Below are 15,808 nucleotides of genomic sequence, written 5' to 3' on the forward strand. Positions count from 1 at the left end.
AGGGGTAGGGGAGCGTTGTATGTAGGTTGAAGGTGTACCGTAAGGAGCGCTGGACAGCATACAAGTGAGAATGCCGGTATGAGTAACGAAAAGATCAGTGAGAATCTGATCCGCCGAAAGCCTAAGGGTTCCTGAGGAAGGTTCGTCCGCTCAGGGTAAGTCGGGACCTAAGGCGAGGCCGAAAGGCGTAGTCGAAGGACAACAGGTTGAAATTCCTGTACCACCGTAATCCGTTATGAGCAATGGGGTGACGCAGTAGGGTAGTGACGCGGACTGATGGATGTCCGTCTAAGCAGTGAGGCTGGTGTGTAGGCAAATCCGCACACCGTAAGGCTGGGCTGTGATGGGGAGCGAAAATTATAGTAGCGAAGGTCATGATCTCACACTGCCAAGAAAAGCCTCTAGCCAGGAGAAGGTGCCCGTACCGCAAACCGACACAGGTAGGCGAGAAGAGAATTCTAAGGCGCGCGGAAGAACTCTCGTTAAGGAACTCGGCAAAATGACCCCGTAACTTCGGGAGAAGGGGTGCCCCGGTAGTGTGAATAGCACGAGGGGGCCGCAGTGAAAAGGCCCAAGCGACTGTTTAGCAAAAACACAGGTCTGTGCGAAGCCGCAAGGCGAAGTATACGGGCTGACGCCTGCCCGGTGCTGGAAGGTTAAGGGGAGTGGTTAGGGGTAACCCGAAGCTATGAACCGAAGCCCCAGTAAACGGCGGCCGTAACTATAACGGTCCTAAGGTAGCGAAATTCCTTGTCAGGTAAATTCTGACCCGCACGAATGGCGTAACGACTTGGGCGCTGTCTCAACGAGAGATCCGGTGAAATTTTAATACCTGTGAAGATGCAGGTTACCCGCGACAAGACGGAAAGACCCCATGGAGCTTTACTGCAGCTTGATATTGGACTTTGATACGATTTGTACAGGATAGGTGGGAGCCTAAGAAGCAGGAGCGCCAGCTTCTGTGGAGGCAACGTTGGGATACCACCCTGATCGTATCGGAGTTCTAACCTGGTACCGTAATCCGGTATGGGGACAGTGTCAGGTGGGCAGTTTGACTGGGGCGGTCGCCTCCTAAAGAGTAACGGAGGCGCCCCAAGGTTCCCTCAGAATGGTTGGAAATCATTCGAAGAGTGCAAAGGCATAAGGGAGCTTGACTGCGAGACTGACAAGTCGAGCAGGGACGAAAGTCGGGCTTAGTGATCCGGTGGTACCGCATGGAAGGGCCATCGCTCAACGGATAAAAGCTACCCTGGGGATAACAGGCTTATCTCCCCCAAGAGTCCACATCGACGGGGAGGTTTGGCACCTCGATGTCGGCTCATCGCATCCTGGGGCTGAAGTAGGTCCCAAGGGTTGGGCTGTTCGCCCATTAAAGCGGTACGCGAGCTGGGTTCAGAACGTCGTGAGACAGTTCGGTCCCTATCTGTCGTGGGCGTAGGAAATTTGAGAGGAGCTGTCCTTAGTACGAGAGGACCGGGATGGACGCACCGCTGGTGCACCAGTTGTTCCGCCAGGAGCACAGCTGGGTAGCTAAGTGCGGAAGGGATAAGCGCTGAAAGCATCTAAGCGTGAAGCCCCCCTCAAGATGAGATTTCCCAGTATGTAAGACCCCTTGAAGACGACGAGGTAGATAGGCTGGGGGTGGAAGTGCAGCAATGCATGGAGCTGACCAGTACTAATCGGTCGAGGGCTTATCCAACAAGCTCGGAAGGACGCAGTCCAAGAAGAGCAATACGCAAATTCGTTTCGTATCTAGTTTTCAGGCGATCAAGCCTGAAGAGAATTCCGTTTGGTGGCGATGGCGGAGGGGTTCCACGCGTACCCATCCCGAACACGACCGTTAAGCCCTCCAGCGCCGATGGTACTTGGACCGCAGGGTCCTGGGAGAGTAGGACGCCGCCAAGCGAACACTTTTATTCCCTGATAGCTCAGTTGGTAGAGCACTCGACTGTTAATCGAGTTGTCACAGGTTCGAGTCCTGTTCGGGGAGCCATTCACACAGATTAGTCCAGGCTGATCTTTTCATCAGCTTGGATTTTATTATGGCCCGTTGGTCAAGGGGTTAAGACACCTCCCTTTCACGGAGGTAACAGGGGTTCGAATCCCCTACGGGTCACCACTATCATTATTTGCTTCAAATGGGGATGAGAACCCACGAGGGTTCGTCGGAGCATCTGCTTCGATAGAAATACATCGCAGTCTCGTTCGAAGAACGAGTATCCCCTACGGGTCACCACTTTTTTGTGAATTTTTGGAGGCTTAGCTCAGCTGGGAGAGCATCTGCCTTACAAGCAGAGGGTCGGGGGTTCGATCCCCTCAGCCTCCACCATTAAATCTTGAAGAGTGAAGCTAAAGCTGAAGATTAATCTTGAAAGCTTTGGGGAACTTTAAGAGAACATAATTTTTATTGACGCGGGGTGGAGCAGCCCGGTAGCTCGTCGGGCTCATAACCCGAAGGCCGCAGGTTCAAATCCTGCCCCCGCAATTAATCCCACTGGGTTATCGGGATTCTTATTATAATGTGGAGCCGTGGTGTAGAGGCCTAACATGCCTGCCTGTCACGCAGGAGACCGCGGGTTCGAATCCCGTCGGCTCCGCCATTATACTTCTTAGATGAGAGCCATTAGCTCAGTTGGTAGAGCACCTGACTTTTAATCAGGGTGTCGAAGGTTCGAGTCCTTCATGGCTCACCATTTACCTTGATTATCAGGGTGAACAGTGTTTACTTGTGCGCGTGTGGCGGAATTGGCAGACGCACTAGACTTAGGATCTAGCGTCTTTGACGTGGGGGTTCAAGTCCCTCCACGCGCACCATTTGCGGACGTGGCTCAGCGGTAGAGCATCGCCTTGCCAAGGCGAGGGTCGCGGGTTCGATTCCCGTCGTCCGCTCCATAATTTGCGCCCTTAGCTCAGCTGGATAGAGCGTTTGACTACGAATCAAAAGGTCAGGAGTTCGAATCTCTTAGGGCGCGCCATTTTTACTTTAACTCAATATGCCGGCGTGGCGGAATGGCAGACGCGCTCGACTCAAAATCGAGTGGGAAACCGTGGAGGTTCGAGTCCTCTCGCCGGTATACATAAAACACAAGATTGACAGGAATTTAAAAGCTGATTAGACACTAAGTCTAATCAGCTTTTTTTGTTAATACGCCAATATTACGCACCTATTCGCAGGTGCTGCACTCGACTAAAGTCGATTTCATAGCCTTAACAATTATTGAAACGGTAGGAATTGTAAAACATGGCACAAAGAAAGAATGCGCTAACCTTTTGAAGGATGTGGCTGTGTATGCACAACCAATTTATGTAGTTGATAACTTTGAGACAGCTCATTAATTAATACGTAATGGTAAAACACATAATATAAGTCCGCATACACTAGCATTTTACCGTCGAGAATTCGAAGTTTTTAAAAAGACATTGGACAGGCATATATAAATCTATTTGAGTACCGAGATCCGATACGAGCACAGCTAATTAAGTCCACTTGAGAAGAGGTGCTAATTTTAACGCACAGTCTTTCGGGAATGGGCTTTATTTGAATTATATGGTATTATTTTCCTTTCCGGGTATTAGAAAACCTTAAGTGAGAAATAAAGAAAACTGCTTATTGATGTTTCTCTCACTCATGAGCTAAAAAATCCAGTATCTAGCGATTGAAGCGAATACTTATCTTAGCAACCTTTGGAGCAGCACAAAGAAATGGTTACAAACACCTGCCTCTATTGTTATTGCCAAAGATGATCCGATTACAGAAGGTTATGAGAAAGTATGGTCTAACTGGAATCATTGGATAAACGAAGTTGATTTATTTGAGTTTGAGACAGGCGGACATTACTTCTTGAGAAGTATACCTTCTGAGGTCGTTAGATATATCCAGGGAAATTTTTAGTTCGAAATTGATTAATCTGTACTAGGAGGAAATAGATATTATGGATATACAACGAGATGCTTTTCCAAAGGATAAATTAAAGATTGCTCTAGCACAGTGTTCTTCGATCGACGGAAATATTGAGGAAAACGTTAACCGCGCTTGTGAGATAATTGAAGAAGCTGGAAAAAACAATGTGGATATTATCCTGTTTCCCGAGAAGTATCTGACAGGGTATGTACCCGAAATCGTAAAATTGAATCTAAATGAAAAAACGATTTTGATAAATGATGCGAGAATTCAAAAGTTGCGTCAAGTCTGCGAAAAGTATGGTATATGGTCGATTATGGGAACCCCTTTAAAAAGAGGTGAAGAAGTTTTCATATCTTCGATCATCATAGATTCCAATGGAAAAGAAGTAGGAGTATATGATAAGTCACATTTATTTCAAACGGAAAAAGATATTTTTTCTACTAATAATGAGCAGATCATCATTGAACTCAAGGGTTGGAATATCGGGATGGGAATTTGCTATGACGCAGGTTTCCCTGAACATTCTCGTCTTTTAGCACAAAATGGCTGTCATCTATACATGAGCAGCTCTCTTTTTAGCAAAGGAATGGGGTACAAAGAGTCCCGAGTATGGTTTCCTGCTAGGGCACTTGATAATACGATATTCACGGCGATGTGTAATCACGTTGGAAAAACCGGAGTATGGGATGCCTGTGGACATAGCGGGGTATGGAACCCTCTAGGTGATAATATTGTTGATGGCTCTCCAGACGAAGTTGAATTATTGATAGCTGAACTAGACCCTGCTCTTCTTATTCAAGCTAGAGAGGGTGAAGGAATGCTTGCAGATTCGTTCGATATAAATCAAGAACAATATGTTATCAAGACTATTACAGGTAACTACAATGCAATTAAGTGAAGCAAAAAAATGGATTAGAAGGTTTAGAGATAATTCCAACTCAACAGTAAGATTGGTTGTTCTGCCCCACGCTGGCGGCAATGCAAATTTTTATAAAGATCTGGTGCAATATTTGAGCACCGATATTGAGTGCATCATCATTCAATATCCAGGAAGACAAGAAAGACTTCTGGAGGAAATGGTGGATAATATTGATGATTATGCTGATATGGTAACAAAGGTTTTAGGTGTGATTGGTGATGAGGGCAAACGAACCATATTATATGGGCATAGCATGGGTGCCTTAATTGCATATCATATGTTAAACCGAAATGGGCATAGGCTTACATTCATAGATAAACTGGTTGTCTCTTGTCATACTCCCCCTACTAGAAAAGATAGTGATAAGCATATAAATATTAACGATGATGAATCGGTAATCGAATATTTACAATCGATTGGCGGCTTAGATGATATGCTTTTAGAAGACAAAACGATGTTAGATATGATCATTCCTTCTGTTCGCAATGACCTCTATGCCGTAAGGAAATTCAGCTTAATTAAAGCTTATAAGGTTTCGGTCCCCATATACGCTATCCAAGCAACTGAGGATTTAGGGGTTAAAACTAGTTATATGCAAATGTGGGCCTTATTAACCGAAAAAGATTTTGAATTAGTCCAGTTTCCGGGAAATCATTTTTATATGTTGGATCAATGGGAGAAATTAGCTGATTTTCTACAAAAATTATGTGATTAGGATGGAATAGCAAACTCCAAGGATAAATATCCTTGGAGTTTTTGTTTTTCTATTTTTCCTGGGGAACATTGCATCTCCTTAGATTGCACTTTGTAGAAATTATCCTAGTTGCCTTACTTCGTATAGTTCAAATACTTCATAAAGAATGTAAGAGTCCGCTCATTTATCGTACGCTGGACTTCACGATTATCGAAATGGCCATTGATCCAGGAGAGTATCGGGAATATAAGATAGAAGTCGCTGAAACTTAAATGATCTGCATGGGGAATGACGAGCTCCTGTCCTCCATTGCGAAGAGCCTGCTGCTTTCGAACGGGAATTTGCTGGAGAAGCCTATATTCATCGCGTGTTAATCCGTTGGCAGCAAGCGCGCTGTCGGTTGGATTGGCTAGAAGATTACCGCTCTTAATGGGTGGATCAGAACTCATAAGTAAGAAGGGCCTAGGCAACCCATGACTTAGATCTCCTGTTCCAAAAAACGTCCCGTCCATATTAATGGCGGCTCGTATCCGAGGGTCCACAAGCATAACCTGTGCGGCATTAGCACCCCCAAAGGAGTGGCCCAGCATTCCGATTCGCTGCAGATCTAATCTCCCTTTAAACATATTCTGTTGATTATTTCGATTAAGCTGCTCCAGCCTGTCTATAACGAACTCAGTATCTTGGACCCAGACTTGACTAACAATTTGATCCCAGGCGTTCAGATCGGCATAGTGAGGCAGATTAGAATCAACCCCAATATATTTACCCCCAGGGAAAACGGTGGTTAAAGATCCGTTCGTATGCTCTACAGAGACTACGATAAATCCATGACTCGCAAGTTCTGTAGTCTGAAATGTGTTTGTATAACGGCCCCCAGGGAATCCATGTGAGAAGAGAATGACGGGATAGTTCGTTTTTCGCTGTGAAATAGGGGCATCCAGATAGGCAGGGGTTTGAACAAGCCCTATATAATCAAATAGAAATTTTGGGATAGAATAGGTTTTGCTCAGTCCCTCTGCAAGTGCGCTGAGGTCTGGGGAGTAGGGAGCATGAGGTTTGCCATCTGTATGGTCAGCCGGGTACCATACCTGGATATTTAGTTCCCGGTTGCGTGTAGTGTCGTTCCAGTGATATTGGACTGTTCCTACAGGATATGACCCAGTAGGGGCTTCAAATCTGAAAACAGGTAAAGCCAAAGGGGGAACCAGGGTAATTAAGCAACTGAGGCCCAGCAGAAGTGATTTTCCAAGTATTCGAAGTTTATTTTTTCCTCTAGCAGCCGTATTTCTTGATGTATGGCTACCTCTGACTAAACGTATGACCGCATATAGAATCAGTCCCAATGTAATGATGTAGTCAGGTACCATCTGCCATCTGTAGCCTTCGAAAATAATCTGCACAAATGCAATAATCAACGAAACGGCTGAGCATATTACAGATAAGGGCATATTCATATTTCGCCGAAAAAACAGCATAGCAAGAAAAAGCAAATTAGTGCTAACGGATAACAGTTCTAGCAATCGCATAGGGCGCCTCCTTCCGGCTATTGTGGGACCTATTATGAGCTGCAAATATAAACAGCAGTTAAACAGGGTTCTGCATACTCAGGCCAAACTGTATATTACTTCAAATCCAAGGTCACAATAAGTAATAAAGCGAGTAAGAAGGGGATTGTCGTGAACATCTTTCGAATTAAGAAGCATTTTAAAAGACGCTGGAGAAGATGGAGAAGGGCGATATGGACCATTTCAGCCTGCAGTATGGTAGCTTTGCTGGCTTGGGTGGGCGTACCCCTTTCGGATAAATTAGAGGCTGCAATGACCCGGGAGGAGCCGGCGGTTCTTGAGACATTGGCCGGACTTCAAACTGTGAATGACCACGTTCCATCGAAGGATTTTCAAGAGGCCATTAATAAGGCGGATCAGGTAAGAAGGGTTCATCTGAATAAGCTATATACCTGCGGGGAAGAAAGCCAGGTTCTAGGTGAAATGAAAGGTAAGGAGATTGCCGAGCTGCAGAACAAGCACCCGGATTGGACTGGTCATGTAGATGCTGCGGGTGATGTATGGTTTGAGCATCATATTGCGGATTTGTCTGATATATGTAAAAGATCCGGTTATATCGGACTGGATGCCAAAGGGAACCTCAGCCTGTTTGAAGGCCCGCCGAAGGATGAAAAAGTCATGCGTACTTTTTTTCAGCTGGATATTGAATCCATGGAAAGCGCCCTGCCGGAGGATGTCGTGAATCAGATCAAGCAAGGAATCAGAATTCAGGATGTTGAGGAATATAACAGCGTATTGTCTACTTTTAGCGACTATGCGGCAGCGGATTCCCAGAAGGCGATGAAGTTGAACTGAATACCTGATCTGCCAAAAGCAGCACAGTGAAGAGACGTGATCAGCGTCTCTTTTTGTGTTTTTACTGAAACGGATATCAACTTTTTCCGCTATACTGCTCTATCTTTTGTTATAATAGAGTGAATACATATGTTCGCTTTATGAACTATAGGAGAGATTGCGTTTGCGTATTTTAGGTATAGACCCCGGAATTGCGATAGTCGGTTTCGGTTTCATTGAAAAGCAGGGAAGTAAATGCATTCCGGTCCAGTATGGGTGCATCCAGACCGAGAAGAACACACCGGAAGAAGAACGGCTGCTTCATGTATACGAGGGAATTGGGCAGCTCATGGACAAGTACAAGCCGGACGCGGTGGCACTGGAGAAGCTGTTCTTCAATCGAAATGTGACGACGGCTATGTCGGTCAGTCAGGCTAGAGGCGTGCTTGTACTGGCTGCCATACAGCGAGGCCTTCCGATTGGAGAGTATACACCGATGCAGGTGAAGCAGGCCATTGTCGGATACGGCAAAGCTGAGAAGAAGCAGGTTCAGGAAATGACCAAGATTTTCTTGAAGCTGCAGGCTGTGCCCAAGCCGGACGACGTTGCAGATGCCTTGGCGATTGCGATCTGCCATGCGCACTCCAGTACATTAAATTCGAAGATAAACGAGGTATTGCGTTCATGATAGATTATTTAAAAGGACACATTGTCCACTATGAAACAGAGTACGTCATTATGGATGTGCACAATGTTGGCTACCGGGTATTCTGTCCTAACCCTTACGCTTTTGCCAAGAGTGATGAGGTCGTCACGGCGTATATCCATCACCACGTACGTGAGGATGCGATTCTGCTGTTCGGGTTCCCCACGAGGGAAGAGCAGAAGCTGTTCCGCAAGTTAATTGAGGTATCGGGAATTGGACCGCGTGTGGCACTCGGTATTCTTGCCGGAGGGACGCCTGATCATGTTGTAGCTGCGATATATCAAGAGAATATAACATTCCTGACTAAGCTTCCGGGAATCGGCAAGAAGACGGCTCAGCGTATTATCCTGGATCTGAAGGACAAGCTGGACGGGATTGCCACTACCCCGTTATTTGTCCAGGTAGATACCGGTCAGCACGATCTGTTCAACCCGGTCTCTACGGGCTGGCATGAAGCCAAAGAGGGCTTGAGGGCTTTGGGTTATACGGATGCCGAACTGGACAAGGTATGGCAGACCCTGAAGGACGGAATTGTACCGGATGAGCCGGTTGACTCTGTAATGAAGAAGGCACTCAGAATGCTGTATGCAGGCTAAGTAAGGACAGATAGGGGGAGTACACTGATGGATGACCGCATAATTTCGGCCAATCTAATGATGGAAGACCAGGCGGTTGAATTAAGCCTTCGTCCCCGTTATTTAGCCGAATATATTGGGCAGGACCAAGTTAAGGAAAATTTGAAAATATATATTGAAGCCGCCAAGATGAGAAAAGAAGCGCTGGACCATGTTCTGCTCTATGGCCCTCCGGGTCTTGGAAAGACGACTCTGGCGAATATTATCGCTAATGAACTCGGGGTTAATCTGCGAACCACATCGGGCCCAGCGATTGAGCGGCCGGGTGATCTTGCTGCCCTGCTGACCAATCTGCAGGAAGGGGACGTTCTGTTCATCGACGAGATTCACCGTCTTCATCGGACCGTTGAGGAAGTGTTGTATCCGGCCATGGAGGATTTCGCGCTGGATATCATGATAGGCAAAGGACCCAGTGCCCGTTCAGTCCGGTTAGATCTTCCCCCGTTCACATTAATAGGAGCAACGACTCGGGCGGGGCTGTTGTCTGCGCCGCTTAGGGACCGGTTCGGAGTGGTCAGCCGTCTCGAATTCTACACCGTGGACCAGCTCAGCTACATTGTGAGTAGAGGTGCTGATATTCTTGGCATAGAGATCCTTGGAAATGCGGCGGAGGAAATTGCCCTTAGATCCAGAGGAACTCCGCGTATCGCTAACCGGCTGCTTAAGCGAGTACGGGATTATGCGCAAGTACGTGGAGATGGAATTATCACAGCCGATATTGCCAATGAGGCGCTTAGAATGCTGCAGGTCGATCCTATGGGGCTTGATCTGATCGACCACAAGATGCTGAAAGCTATGATCATGAGCTTCCGCGGAGGCCCGGTTGGTCTGGATACCATCGCCGCCACGATTGGGGAAGAGAGCCAGACCATTGAAGATGTGTATGAGCCTTATCTGCTGCAGATCGGCTTCCTTCAGCGTACACCGCGCGGCCGAATGGTCACGGCCGCTGCGTATGCACATCTTGGTCTGCCTGTACCTGAGAAGATCTGAGAAAAAATCCTAAATGAAATACATCTGTGAGGAGGATAACCATAACCATGGAGCAATCACGGAATAAGAGCAAGCTGCTAAAGATAGGAAAAAGCATACTGGCAGGGGTTCTGCTTCTCGGTATGATGCAATCATCTGCTTATGCAGCCGCGGACACCGTCCGTGTCGCTTTATTTGTAGACGCGGGCAGTACTTATAAATCGACTGTACCGGCGGTGACTTTCGTGTCCTCATCGGCCTGGACGGCAGCACCGAAAGGAGTTGCAGGTTCCTGGGTCAGTCTTGCTGCTGGGGAGAAGGCTAGATTCAGTCTGGATGGATTCAAAGTCAAGGTTATGGAGACAGCAGATTGGAAAAAGGCAGCAGATGCAGCGAAGAAGCTTCAATCCACTGCCGACAAGCCGCTGATCTTCGCGGTAAGCCTAACAGGAAGTACCCTGTACCAGGTCTACACAGGGCCTTATACTTCTGCTTCTGAAGCCCAAAAGGCTGCAGCTAGAACAGGACAGACACTTGGACTAAGCGGGGCAGCTGCACCAGAGGCCAAAGGGGGCCTGTATCTCTCGGCTGGTTCATTCGGAGGCCAGCAGGAAGCAGACAAAATGAGGGAGCAAATTGAATCGCAGGGAACTGACGCTGTAGTCGTGTTGACCAGCCCATCCACCTATGAGGTGTGGGTAGGGGATGCTTCAACTGCTGATGAACTCGATCAAGTTGAGACCCGGCTGCTTGCAGGTAATCCGGGTTTAGCTCTTCAGCCAGCCAAGCAGTCCGGCACGAGCGTTATTATTCGGTCAGATGTAACCTTGAATTTAACAACCCCTGCTCCGGTCAAGCACCTCTCGGTAAGCGGAAGTGAACCGCTTCTGTGGATCCAAGGAAGTGATTCTGCTTCCGGCAGTATTCAGCTGATCGAGCGTTCTTCACGCAAATACAGAGGCGGCTTTGAGCTCAGCCGTGTGAACGGGCAGCTGGCCGTAGTCAATGAGCTTCCTCTGGATAAATACCTGTACTCCGTTGTCGGAGGAGAGGTCTATTCATCCTGGCCGCAGGAAGCTCTGAAGGCTCAGGCTGTTGCAGCAAGAACGTATGCCTTGTATCAAGGAGCTTCCAAATTCAAGGTTGCGGGACTTGTAGATACAACGTTAAGTCAGGCTTATAACGGAGTTGAGAAAGAAGCTGCCAGCATTATAAAGGCGGTTGACAGCACTTCAGGTGAAGTCCTTAAAAGCAATGGCAAGCTGATCGAAGGCTTGTTCTCTTCCAACAGCGGCGGCATGGCGGCGGATTCTACCGAGGTGTGGAAAAATGTCGATCCTACTTACAAAGCAGTAAAGAGTGACGAGGACAAAGCGGCGCAGGCAGGACTCAAAATGTGGTATCATGTTCTGCTCGCCAATGGCAGGACGGGGTATGTCCGTGAAGACAATACAAAGCTAACGGGTACCCAGAACCCCGCTGGTCTGCCTTACCTGACCGTGACCACAAATGATACAAATGTAAGAGTTCTTCCGGTCGTTCAATCCGGAGAGACTCCCGTATCCAAGTTGAACCCTGGCGATCAGGCCATTGTTCTGGAGAAAGTGGATCAGTCTAATGAATACGCCTGGATCAAAGGTCCTTTTACCTCTGATCAATTAATTCAGTCTCTCAAAGGCAGAACCTCGACTTCGGTTACCTCGCCTATATTGTCACTGGAGGTTGCTCAGCGTGGACCTTCCGGGCGTGCTATTCAAGTGAAAGCTAACGGACAAGTTCTGGACGTGAAATATCCGGATCTGTATCGTTCCGCGCTGGGAAGCTTGCCTAGTACGCTGTTTGATATTACAGCAACCGGAAGGTATACTGTACTAGGTGCTGGGAATGTAACCGGTACAGGCACTGCTCAAGCGGGCACGAAGGTGCTATCCGCATCAGGAACCCAAAGCATAAGCGGAGGGAATATGGTTGTTCTCGGCGCTTCGAATGAAGCTAGGGTAGTAGATGAGAGCAATGCGTTTATGTTCACCGGACGTGGTAACGGTCATGGAATCGGGTTGTCTCAATGGGGCGCCAAAGGGATGGCCGATACCGGCAAAGACTATAAGGCCATTTTGCAGCATTATTACCAAAATGTGACTATAACGAAGGAATGAAGCAGCATCATGAACGTAGACTTATATGATTTTGAATTACCAGAGGAGCTTATAGCCCAGACTCCATTGCTGGAAAGAACATCTTCACGGCTGCTTACTCTGAATAAGAAGGATGGAAGCACCGGGGATCATATTTTCTCCGATATTATAGACTATCTGAACCCTGGCGACACGCTGGTGCTTAATGACACACGGGTGATCCCGGCAAGACTGTTCGGGGTGAAGGAAGATACAGGGGCGAAGGCAGAGGTCCTGCTGCTTAAGAGCTTAGGGGAAGATCAATGGGAAGTCCTGGTTAAGCCTGGCAAAAGACTGAAAGTCGGCTCGGTCATCGTATTTGGCGATGAGCTTAAGGCAACAATTATGGAAGAAGGCGAGCTGGGCGGACGAGTTCTCAAGTTCTCATACGAGGGAATATTCAATGAAATTCTGGACCGCCTGGGCCAAATGCCACTACCGCCCTATATTAAAGAAAAGCTTGAAGATAAAGAGCGTTACCAGACGGTATATGCTCGTCACGAAGGTTCCGCTGCAGCTCCTACGGCAGGTCTTCACTTTACAGAGGAGCTGCTGGAGCAGATTCGCGCCAAGGGAATTACAATTGCCTTTGTAACGCTGCACGTCGGATTGGGAACCTTCAGACCTATGTCTGTGGATCGCATTGAAGACCATGTTATGCATGAAGAATATTATATCTTACCGCAGGAGACTGCAGATATTCTGAATGAGACACGCGCCAGGGGCGGCAGAGTGATTGCAGTAGGAACGACGTCGGCAAGAACGCTGGAGACCGTAAGTCAGCTCTGCGGGGACGGTCCTATCGTGAAGAGCAGCGGCTGGACACAAATTTTTATCTACCCTGGCTACCAGTATGGCCTTGTAGATGCTTTGATTACGAATTTCCATCTTCCTAAGTCCACGCTGGTTATGCTGGTGAGTGCACTGGCCGGGAGAGACAATATATTAAAGGCATACCGGGAAGCGATTGAGAAGAAGTACCGATTCTTCAGCTTCGGCGATGCCATGTTTATTTACTAAGCCTTAGAGGATGGTTGATGATATTGACAGCAGCTGTAACCTACGAACACATTAAGACTTGCAAGCAATCAGGGGCCAGATTGGGACGGGTTCATACCCCTCACGGGATTATAGAGACACCTACCTTTATGCCTGTTGGAACTCAGGCTACGGTGAAGACGATGAGTCCTGAAGAGCTTAAAGAGATGGATGCCAAAATTATTCTCAGTAATACGTACCATCTGTTCCTTCGCCCGGGTCATGAGATTATTCGTGAAGCCGGTGGTCTTCATAAGTTTATGAATTGGGACCGTGCCATTCTGACGGACAGCGGAGGATTCCAAGTCTTCTCCTTGAGTGAAATGAGGAAGATCACGGAAGAAGGTGTTCATTTCCGTTCGCACCTCAGCGGTGAGAAGCTGTTCCTCTCTCCTGAAGTAGCTATGGAGATTCAGAACGCCCTGGGTTCCGATATCATGATGGCTTTTGATGAATGTGCTCCTTATCCGGCGGAGTATGACTATGTGAAGAAGTCTCTTGAACGGACCTCCCGCTGGGCGGAGCGGTGTCTTGAAAGTCACGCTAGACCGCATGATCAAGCCCTGTTCGCCATAGTGCAGGGAGGGATGTATGAGGATCTGCGCAGACAGAGTGCTGCCGATTTGACTTCCCTGGATTTTCCGGGGTATGCTATTGGTGGACTGAGTGTAGGAGAGCCCAAGCACCTGATGTATGAAGTGCTGGATTATACAGTACCTCTGCTTCCCGGGAACAAGCCCAGGTATTTAATGGGTGTGGGTTCACCGGATGCGCTTATTGAAGGTTCAATTCGCGGAATTGATATGTTCGATTGTGTGCTTCCAACCCGGATTGCCCGCAACGGTACAACTATGACGAGTCAAGGCCGGCTTGTTGTTCGAAATGCCAAGTATGCAAGTGATTTTGGACCTTTGGATCCGAATTGCAGCTGTTATACTTGCCGGAATTATTCCCGTGCCTATCTTCGTCATCTTATCAAAGCGGATGAGACATTCGGACTCCGGTTAACGACATACCACAATCTGCACTTCCTGCTCGATCTTATGAAGAACGTGCGTCAAGCAATTATGGATGATCGGCTGCTTGATTTCCGGGATGAATTCTTCGAACAGTACGGTCTGTTAGACAACGACAAAGGCTTCTAAAGGGGATTTGGCACCAGAGAAGAAAGGGGGGAACATCAATGTTTCAATATGCAGCCGCGGCGGCAGCGCCAGGGTCGGATTTGTACAGCATTATCATTCCGTTTGTTCTGATGTTTGTTGTATTCTACTTCCTGTTGATTCGTCCACAGAAGAAGAAGCAAAATACTAGAAAAAACATGCTTAGCGCTTTGAAAAAAGGCGACAAAATCGTAACTATCGGAGGTTTGCACGGTACGATTACCGAGCTTACGGATGATACGGTTGTGCTCAAAGTGAACGATGTAACCAAGCTTACATTTGAACGAAGCGCAATCAGCCATAGTATCAGTACAGCAGAGACAACTGGATCTGCCAGCTAATACATAATGAGCCTGCTCTAAATAGAGCAGGCTCATTTTTTTGATACCGGTTATTGGCTTGAAGTGTATTTATATTGAGGACTCTATATTGAGTGGCAAGCTTGCAGGCTGCGCCGAGCGCTGAGCCCATCTGACTGCCAAAGTTGTGGCTATTGTGGCTAAGACCAGACCACCAACCATGTCGGTAAGCCAATGAATGCCCATGTAGAAAATGGCGAATACAATGATAAAGGCACTTATACATGCCGCAAGCGCCCAACGGCGATTGCCGGAACGAACGGCAAGAATAGCCATCGAGACCGAAATAGACGTATGAAGGCTTGGGAAACAGTTGTTAATTCCTGATAATGGCCGGTAAGCCGCATCGAAATTAGGGAAAACTTCATACATATAAAATTCCGCACCTGATGGAGCATAAGACCATACTTCATTGATCGGAAAGAACAGATAAAAAGGGATGGCTACCAGATAATTTATAATTACTGTATAACAGACCGCATGAACAAAAACGGTATTCTTCCCGCTTGCGTAAATTCCCAGCGAAGCAATGAGAAGTGCCTGGAACACAACAACGTAAAAAAAGGCAGTGACCTCTGTTACCCAATGAGCATGGAAAAGCTGCTGAAAATGCTGGACAAAATGTCCTTCTATAGCAAGGAACCAAGGTGTGAAGTCTGCGGTTGATCCAAGTCCTGCTTCCCATTTAAGCTCAAAACTGTTAACAAGCAGAACGCCCACCATTAAGGCGAATAAGACTAAGAACTTCCTGGAAACTACAAGCTCGCGAATAAAAGAATATGCGGCTGCAAATGGATTCTTCGCGGAACCAAACCAGATTAGCAGTATAGCTACACCTGCTGTAAACAGTGAAACGGTTGTCATGGAATGATAAAGCAAAGCCGACTTTTCCCCCTTATATT

General features: G+C 47.4%; 12 protein-coding genes, 10 tRNA genes and 2 rRNA genes (1 of these 24 only partly in view). 22 read left to right on the forward strand and 2 right to left on the reverse strand.

What is annotated here, in order from left to right; genetic code table 11:
• The 14 genes from ACEN86_RS06005 to ACEN86_RS06070 form a co-directional block, all read left to right on the forward strand.
• Positions 1-1,699: ribosomal RNA gene (locus ACEN86_RS06005) — 23S ribosomal RNA — on the forward strand (it extends 1,228 nt beyond the left edge of the window).
• 89 nt (positions 1,700-1,788) lie between these two features.
• Positions 1,789-1,905, forward strand: a 5S ribosomal RNA gene (gene rrf, locus ACEN86_RS06010).
• Positions 1,906-1,917: 12 nt separating this feature from the next.
• Positions 1,918-1,993: transfer RNA gene (locus ACEN86_RS06015), tRNA-Asn, on the forward strand.
• 51 nt (positions 1,994-2,044) lie between these two features.
• A tRNA-Glu gene (locus ACEN86_RS06020) sits at positions 2,045-2,119 on the forward strand.
• 134 nt (positions 2,120-2,253) lie between these two features.
• A tRNA-Val gene (locus ACEN86_RS06025) sits at positions 2,254-2,329 on the forward strand.
• 82 nt (positions 2,330-2,411) lie between these two features.
• Positions 2,412-2,485 (forward strand) — tRNA-Met (locus ACEN86_RS06030).
• A 38-nt stretch (positions 2,486-2,523) separates the two neighbouring features.
• Positions 2,524-2,600, forward strand: a tRNA-Asp gene (locus tag ACEN86_RS06035).
• A gap of 17 nt (positions 2,601-2,617) precedes the next feature.
• A tRNA-Lys gene (locus ACEN86_RS06040) sits at positions 2,618-2,693 on the forward strand.
• Positions 2,694-2,730: 37 nt separating this feature from the next.
• Positions 2,731-2,814, forward strand: a tRNA-Leu gene (locus ACEN86_RS06045).
• Between the two features lie 3 nt (positions 2,815-2,817).
• Positions 2,818-2,892: transfer RNA gene (locus ACEN86_RS06050), tRNA-Gly, on the forward strand.
• A 6-nt stretch (positions 2,893-2,898) separates the two neighbouring features.
• Positions 2,899-2,975, forward strand: a tRNA-Arg gene (locus tag ACEN86_RS06055).
• Positions 2,976-2,995: 20 nt separating this feature from the next.
• Positions 2,996-3,074, forward strand: a tRNA-Leu gene (locus ACEN86_RS06060).
• An 858-nt stretch (positions 3,075-3,932) separates the two neighbouring features.
• Positions 3,933-4,802 carry a carbon-nitrogen hydrolase family protein gene (locus tag ACEN86_RS06065; RefSeq protein ID WP_495633423.1) on the forward strand — a complete coding sequence of 290 codons (870 nt, stop codon included), beginning with the start codon at positions 3,933-3,935 and terminating at the stop codon, positions 4,800-4,802.
• Positions 4,789-5,538, forward strand: coding sequence for a thioesterase II family protein (locus ACEN86_RS06070; RefSeq protein ID WP_495633424.1), 750 nt, complete (start codon positions 4,789-4,791; stop codon positions 5,536-5,538). The genes ACEN86_RS06065 and ACEN86_RS06070 overlap by 14 nt, the downstream gene beginning before the upstream one ends.
• Before the next feature lie 113 nt (positions 5,539-5,651).
• Here the strand turns inward: ACEN86_RS06070 and ACEN86_RS06075 are convergent, their stop codons facing one another.
• Positions 5,652-6,716 carry an alpha/beta hydrolase family protein gene (locus ACEN86_RS06075; RefSeq protein ID WP_495633425.1) on the reverse strand — a complete coding sequence of 355 codons (1,065 nt, stop codon included), beginning with the start codon at positions 6,714-6,716 and terminating at the stop codon, positions 5,652-5,654.
• 480 nt (positions 6,717-7,196) lie between these two features.
• On the opposite strand from ACEN86_RS06075, the gene ACEN86_RS06080 reads away from it, so the two are divergent.
• The 8 genes from ACEN86_RS06080 to yajC all read left to right on the forward strand — a co-directional run bounded on the left by ACEN86_RS06080 (position 7,197) and on the right by yajC (position 14,888).
• On the forward strand, positions 7,197-7,880 hold the full coding sequence (locus tag ACEN86_RS06080) for a BofC C-terminal domain-containing protein (protein ID WP_495633426.1): 684 nt from the start codon (positions 7,197-7,199) through the stop codon (positions 7,878-7,880).
• Positions 7,881-8,043: 163 nt separating this feature from the next.
• On the forward strand, positions 8,044-8,547 hold the full coding sequence (ruvC, locus tag ACEN86_RS06085; RefSeq protein ID WP_495633427.1) for a crossover junction endodeoxyribonuclease RuvC: 504 nt from the start codon (positions 8,044-8,046) through the stop codon (positions 8,545-8,547).
• Complete coding sequence (gene ruvA / locus ACEN86_RS06090) at positions 8,544-9,161, forward strand: Holliday junction branch migration protein RuvA (protein ID WP_495633428.1); 618 nt, start codon at positions 8,544-8,546, stop codon at positions 9,159-9,161. The genes ruvC and ruvA overlap by 4 nt, the downstream gene beginning before the upstream one ends.
• 27 nt (positions 9,162-9,188) lie before the next feature.
• Entirely contained in the window at positions 9,189-10,193 is a 1,005-nt protein-coding gene (gene ruvB / locus ACEN86_RS06095; RefSeq protein ID WP_495633429.1) for a Holliday junction branch migration DNA helicase RuvB, read from the forward strand.
• A 47-nt stretch (positions 10,194-10,240) separates the two neighbouring features.
• On the forward strand, positions 10,241-12,328 hold the full coding sequence (locus tag ACEN86_RS06100) for a SpoIID/LytB domain-containing protein (RefSeq protein WP_495633430.1): 2,088 nt from the start codon (positions 10,241-10,243) through the stop codon (positions 12,326-12,328).
• A 9-nt stretch (positions 12,329-12,337) separates the two neighbouring features.
• Positions 12,338-13,366: a tRNA preQ1(34) S-adenosylmethionine ribosyltransferase-isomerase QueA gene (queA, locus tag ACEN86_RS06105; protein ID WP_495633431.1), complete on the forward strand. Its 1,029-nt coding sequence runs from the start codon at positions 12,338-12,340 to the stop codon at positions 13,364-13,366.
• Positions 13,367-13,383: 17 nt separating this feature from the next.
• Positions 13,384-14,529, forward strand: a complete 1,146-nt coding sequence (tgt, locus tag ACEN86_RS06110) for a tRNA guanosine(34) transglycosylase Tgt (RefSeq protein ID WP_495633432.1) — start codon at positions 13,384-13,386, stop codon at positions 14,527-14,529.
• A 38-nt stretch (positions 14,530-14,567) separates the two neighbouring features.
• Positions 14,568-14,888: a preprotein translocase subunit YajC gene (gene yajC, locus ACEN86_RS06115; protein ID WP_495633433.1), complete on the forward strand. Its 321-nt coding sequence runs from the start codon at positions 14,568-14,570 to the stop codon at positions 14,886-14,888.
• A gap of 69 nt (positions 14,889-14,957) precedes the next feature.
• Here the strand turns inward: yajC and ACEN86_RS06120 are convergent, their stop codons facing one another.
• On the reverse strand, positions 14,958-15,785 hold the full coding sequence (locus tag ACEN86_RS06120) for a phosphatase PAP2 family protein (RefSeq protein WP_495633434.1): 828 nt from the start codon (positions 15,783-15,785) through the stop codon (positions 14,958-14,960).
• Positions 15,786-15,808: the final 23 nt, after the last annotated feature.

The sequence above is a fragment of the Paenibacillus sp. Paensp111 genome (assembly GCF_059492195.1).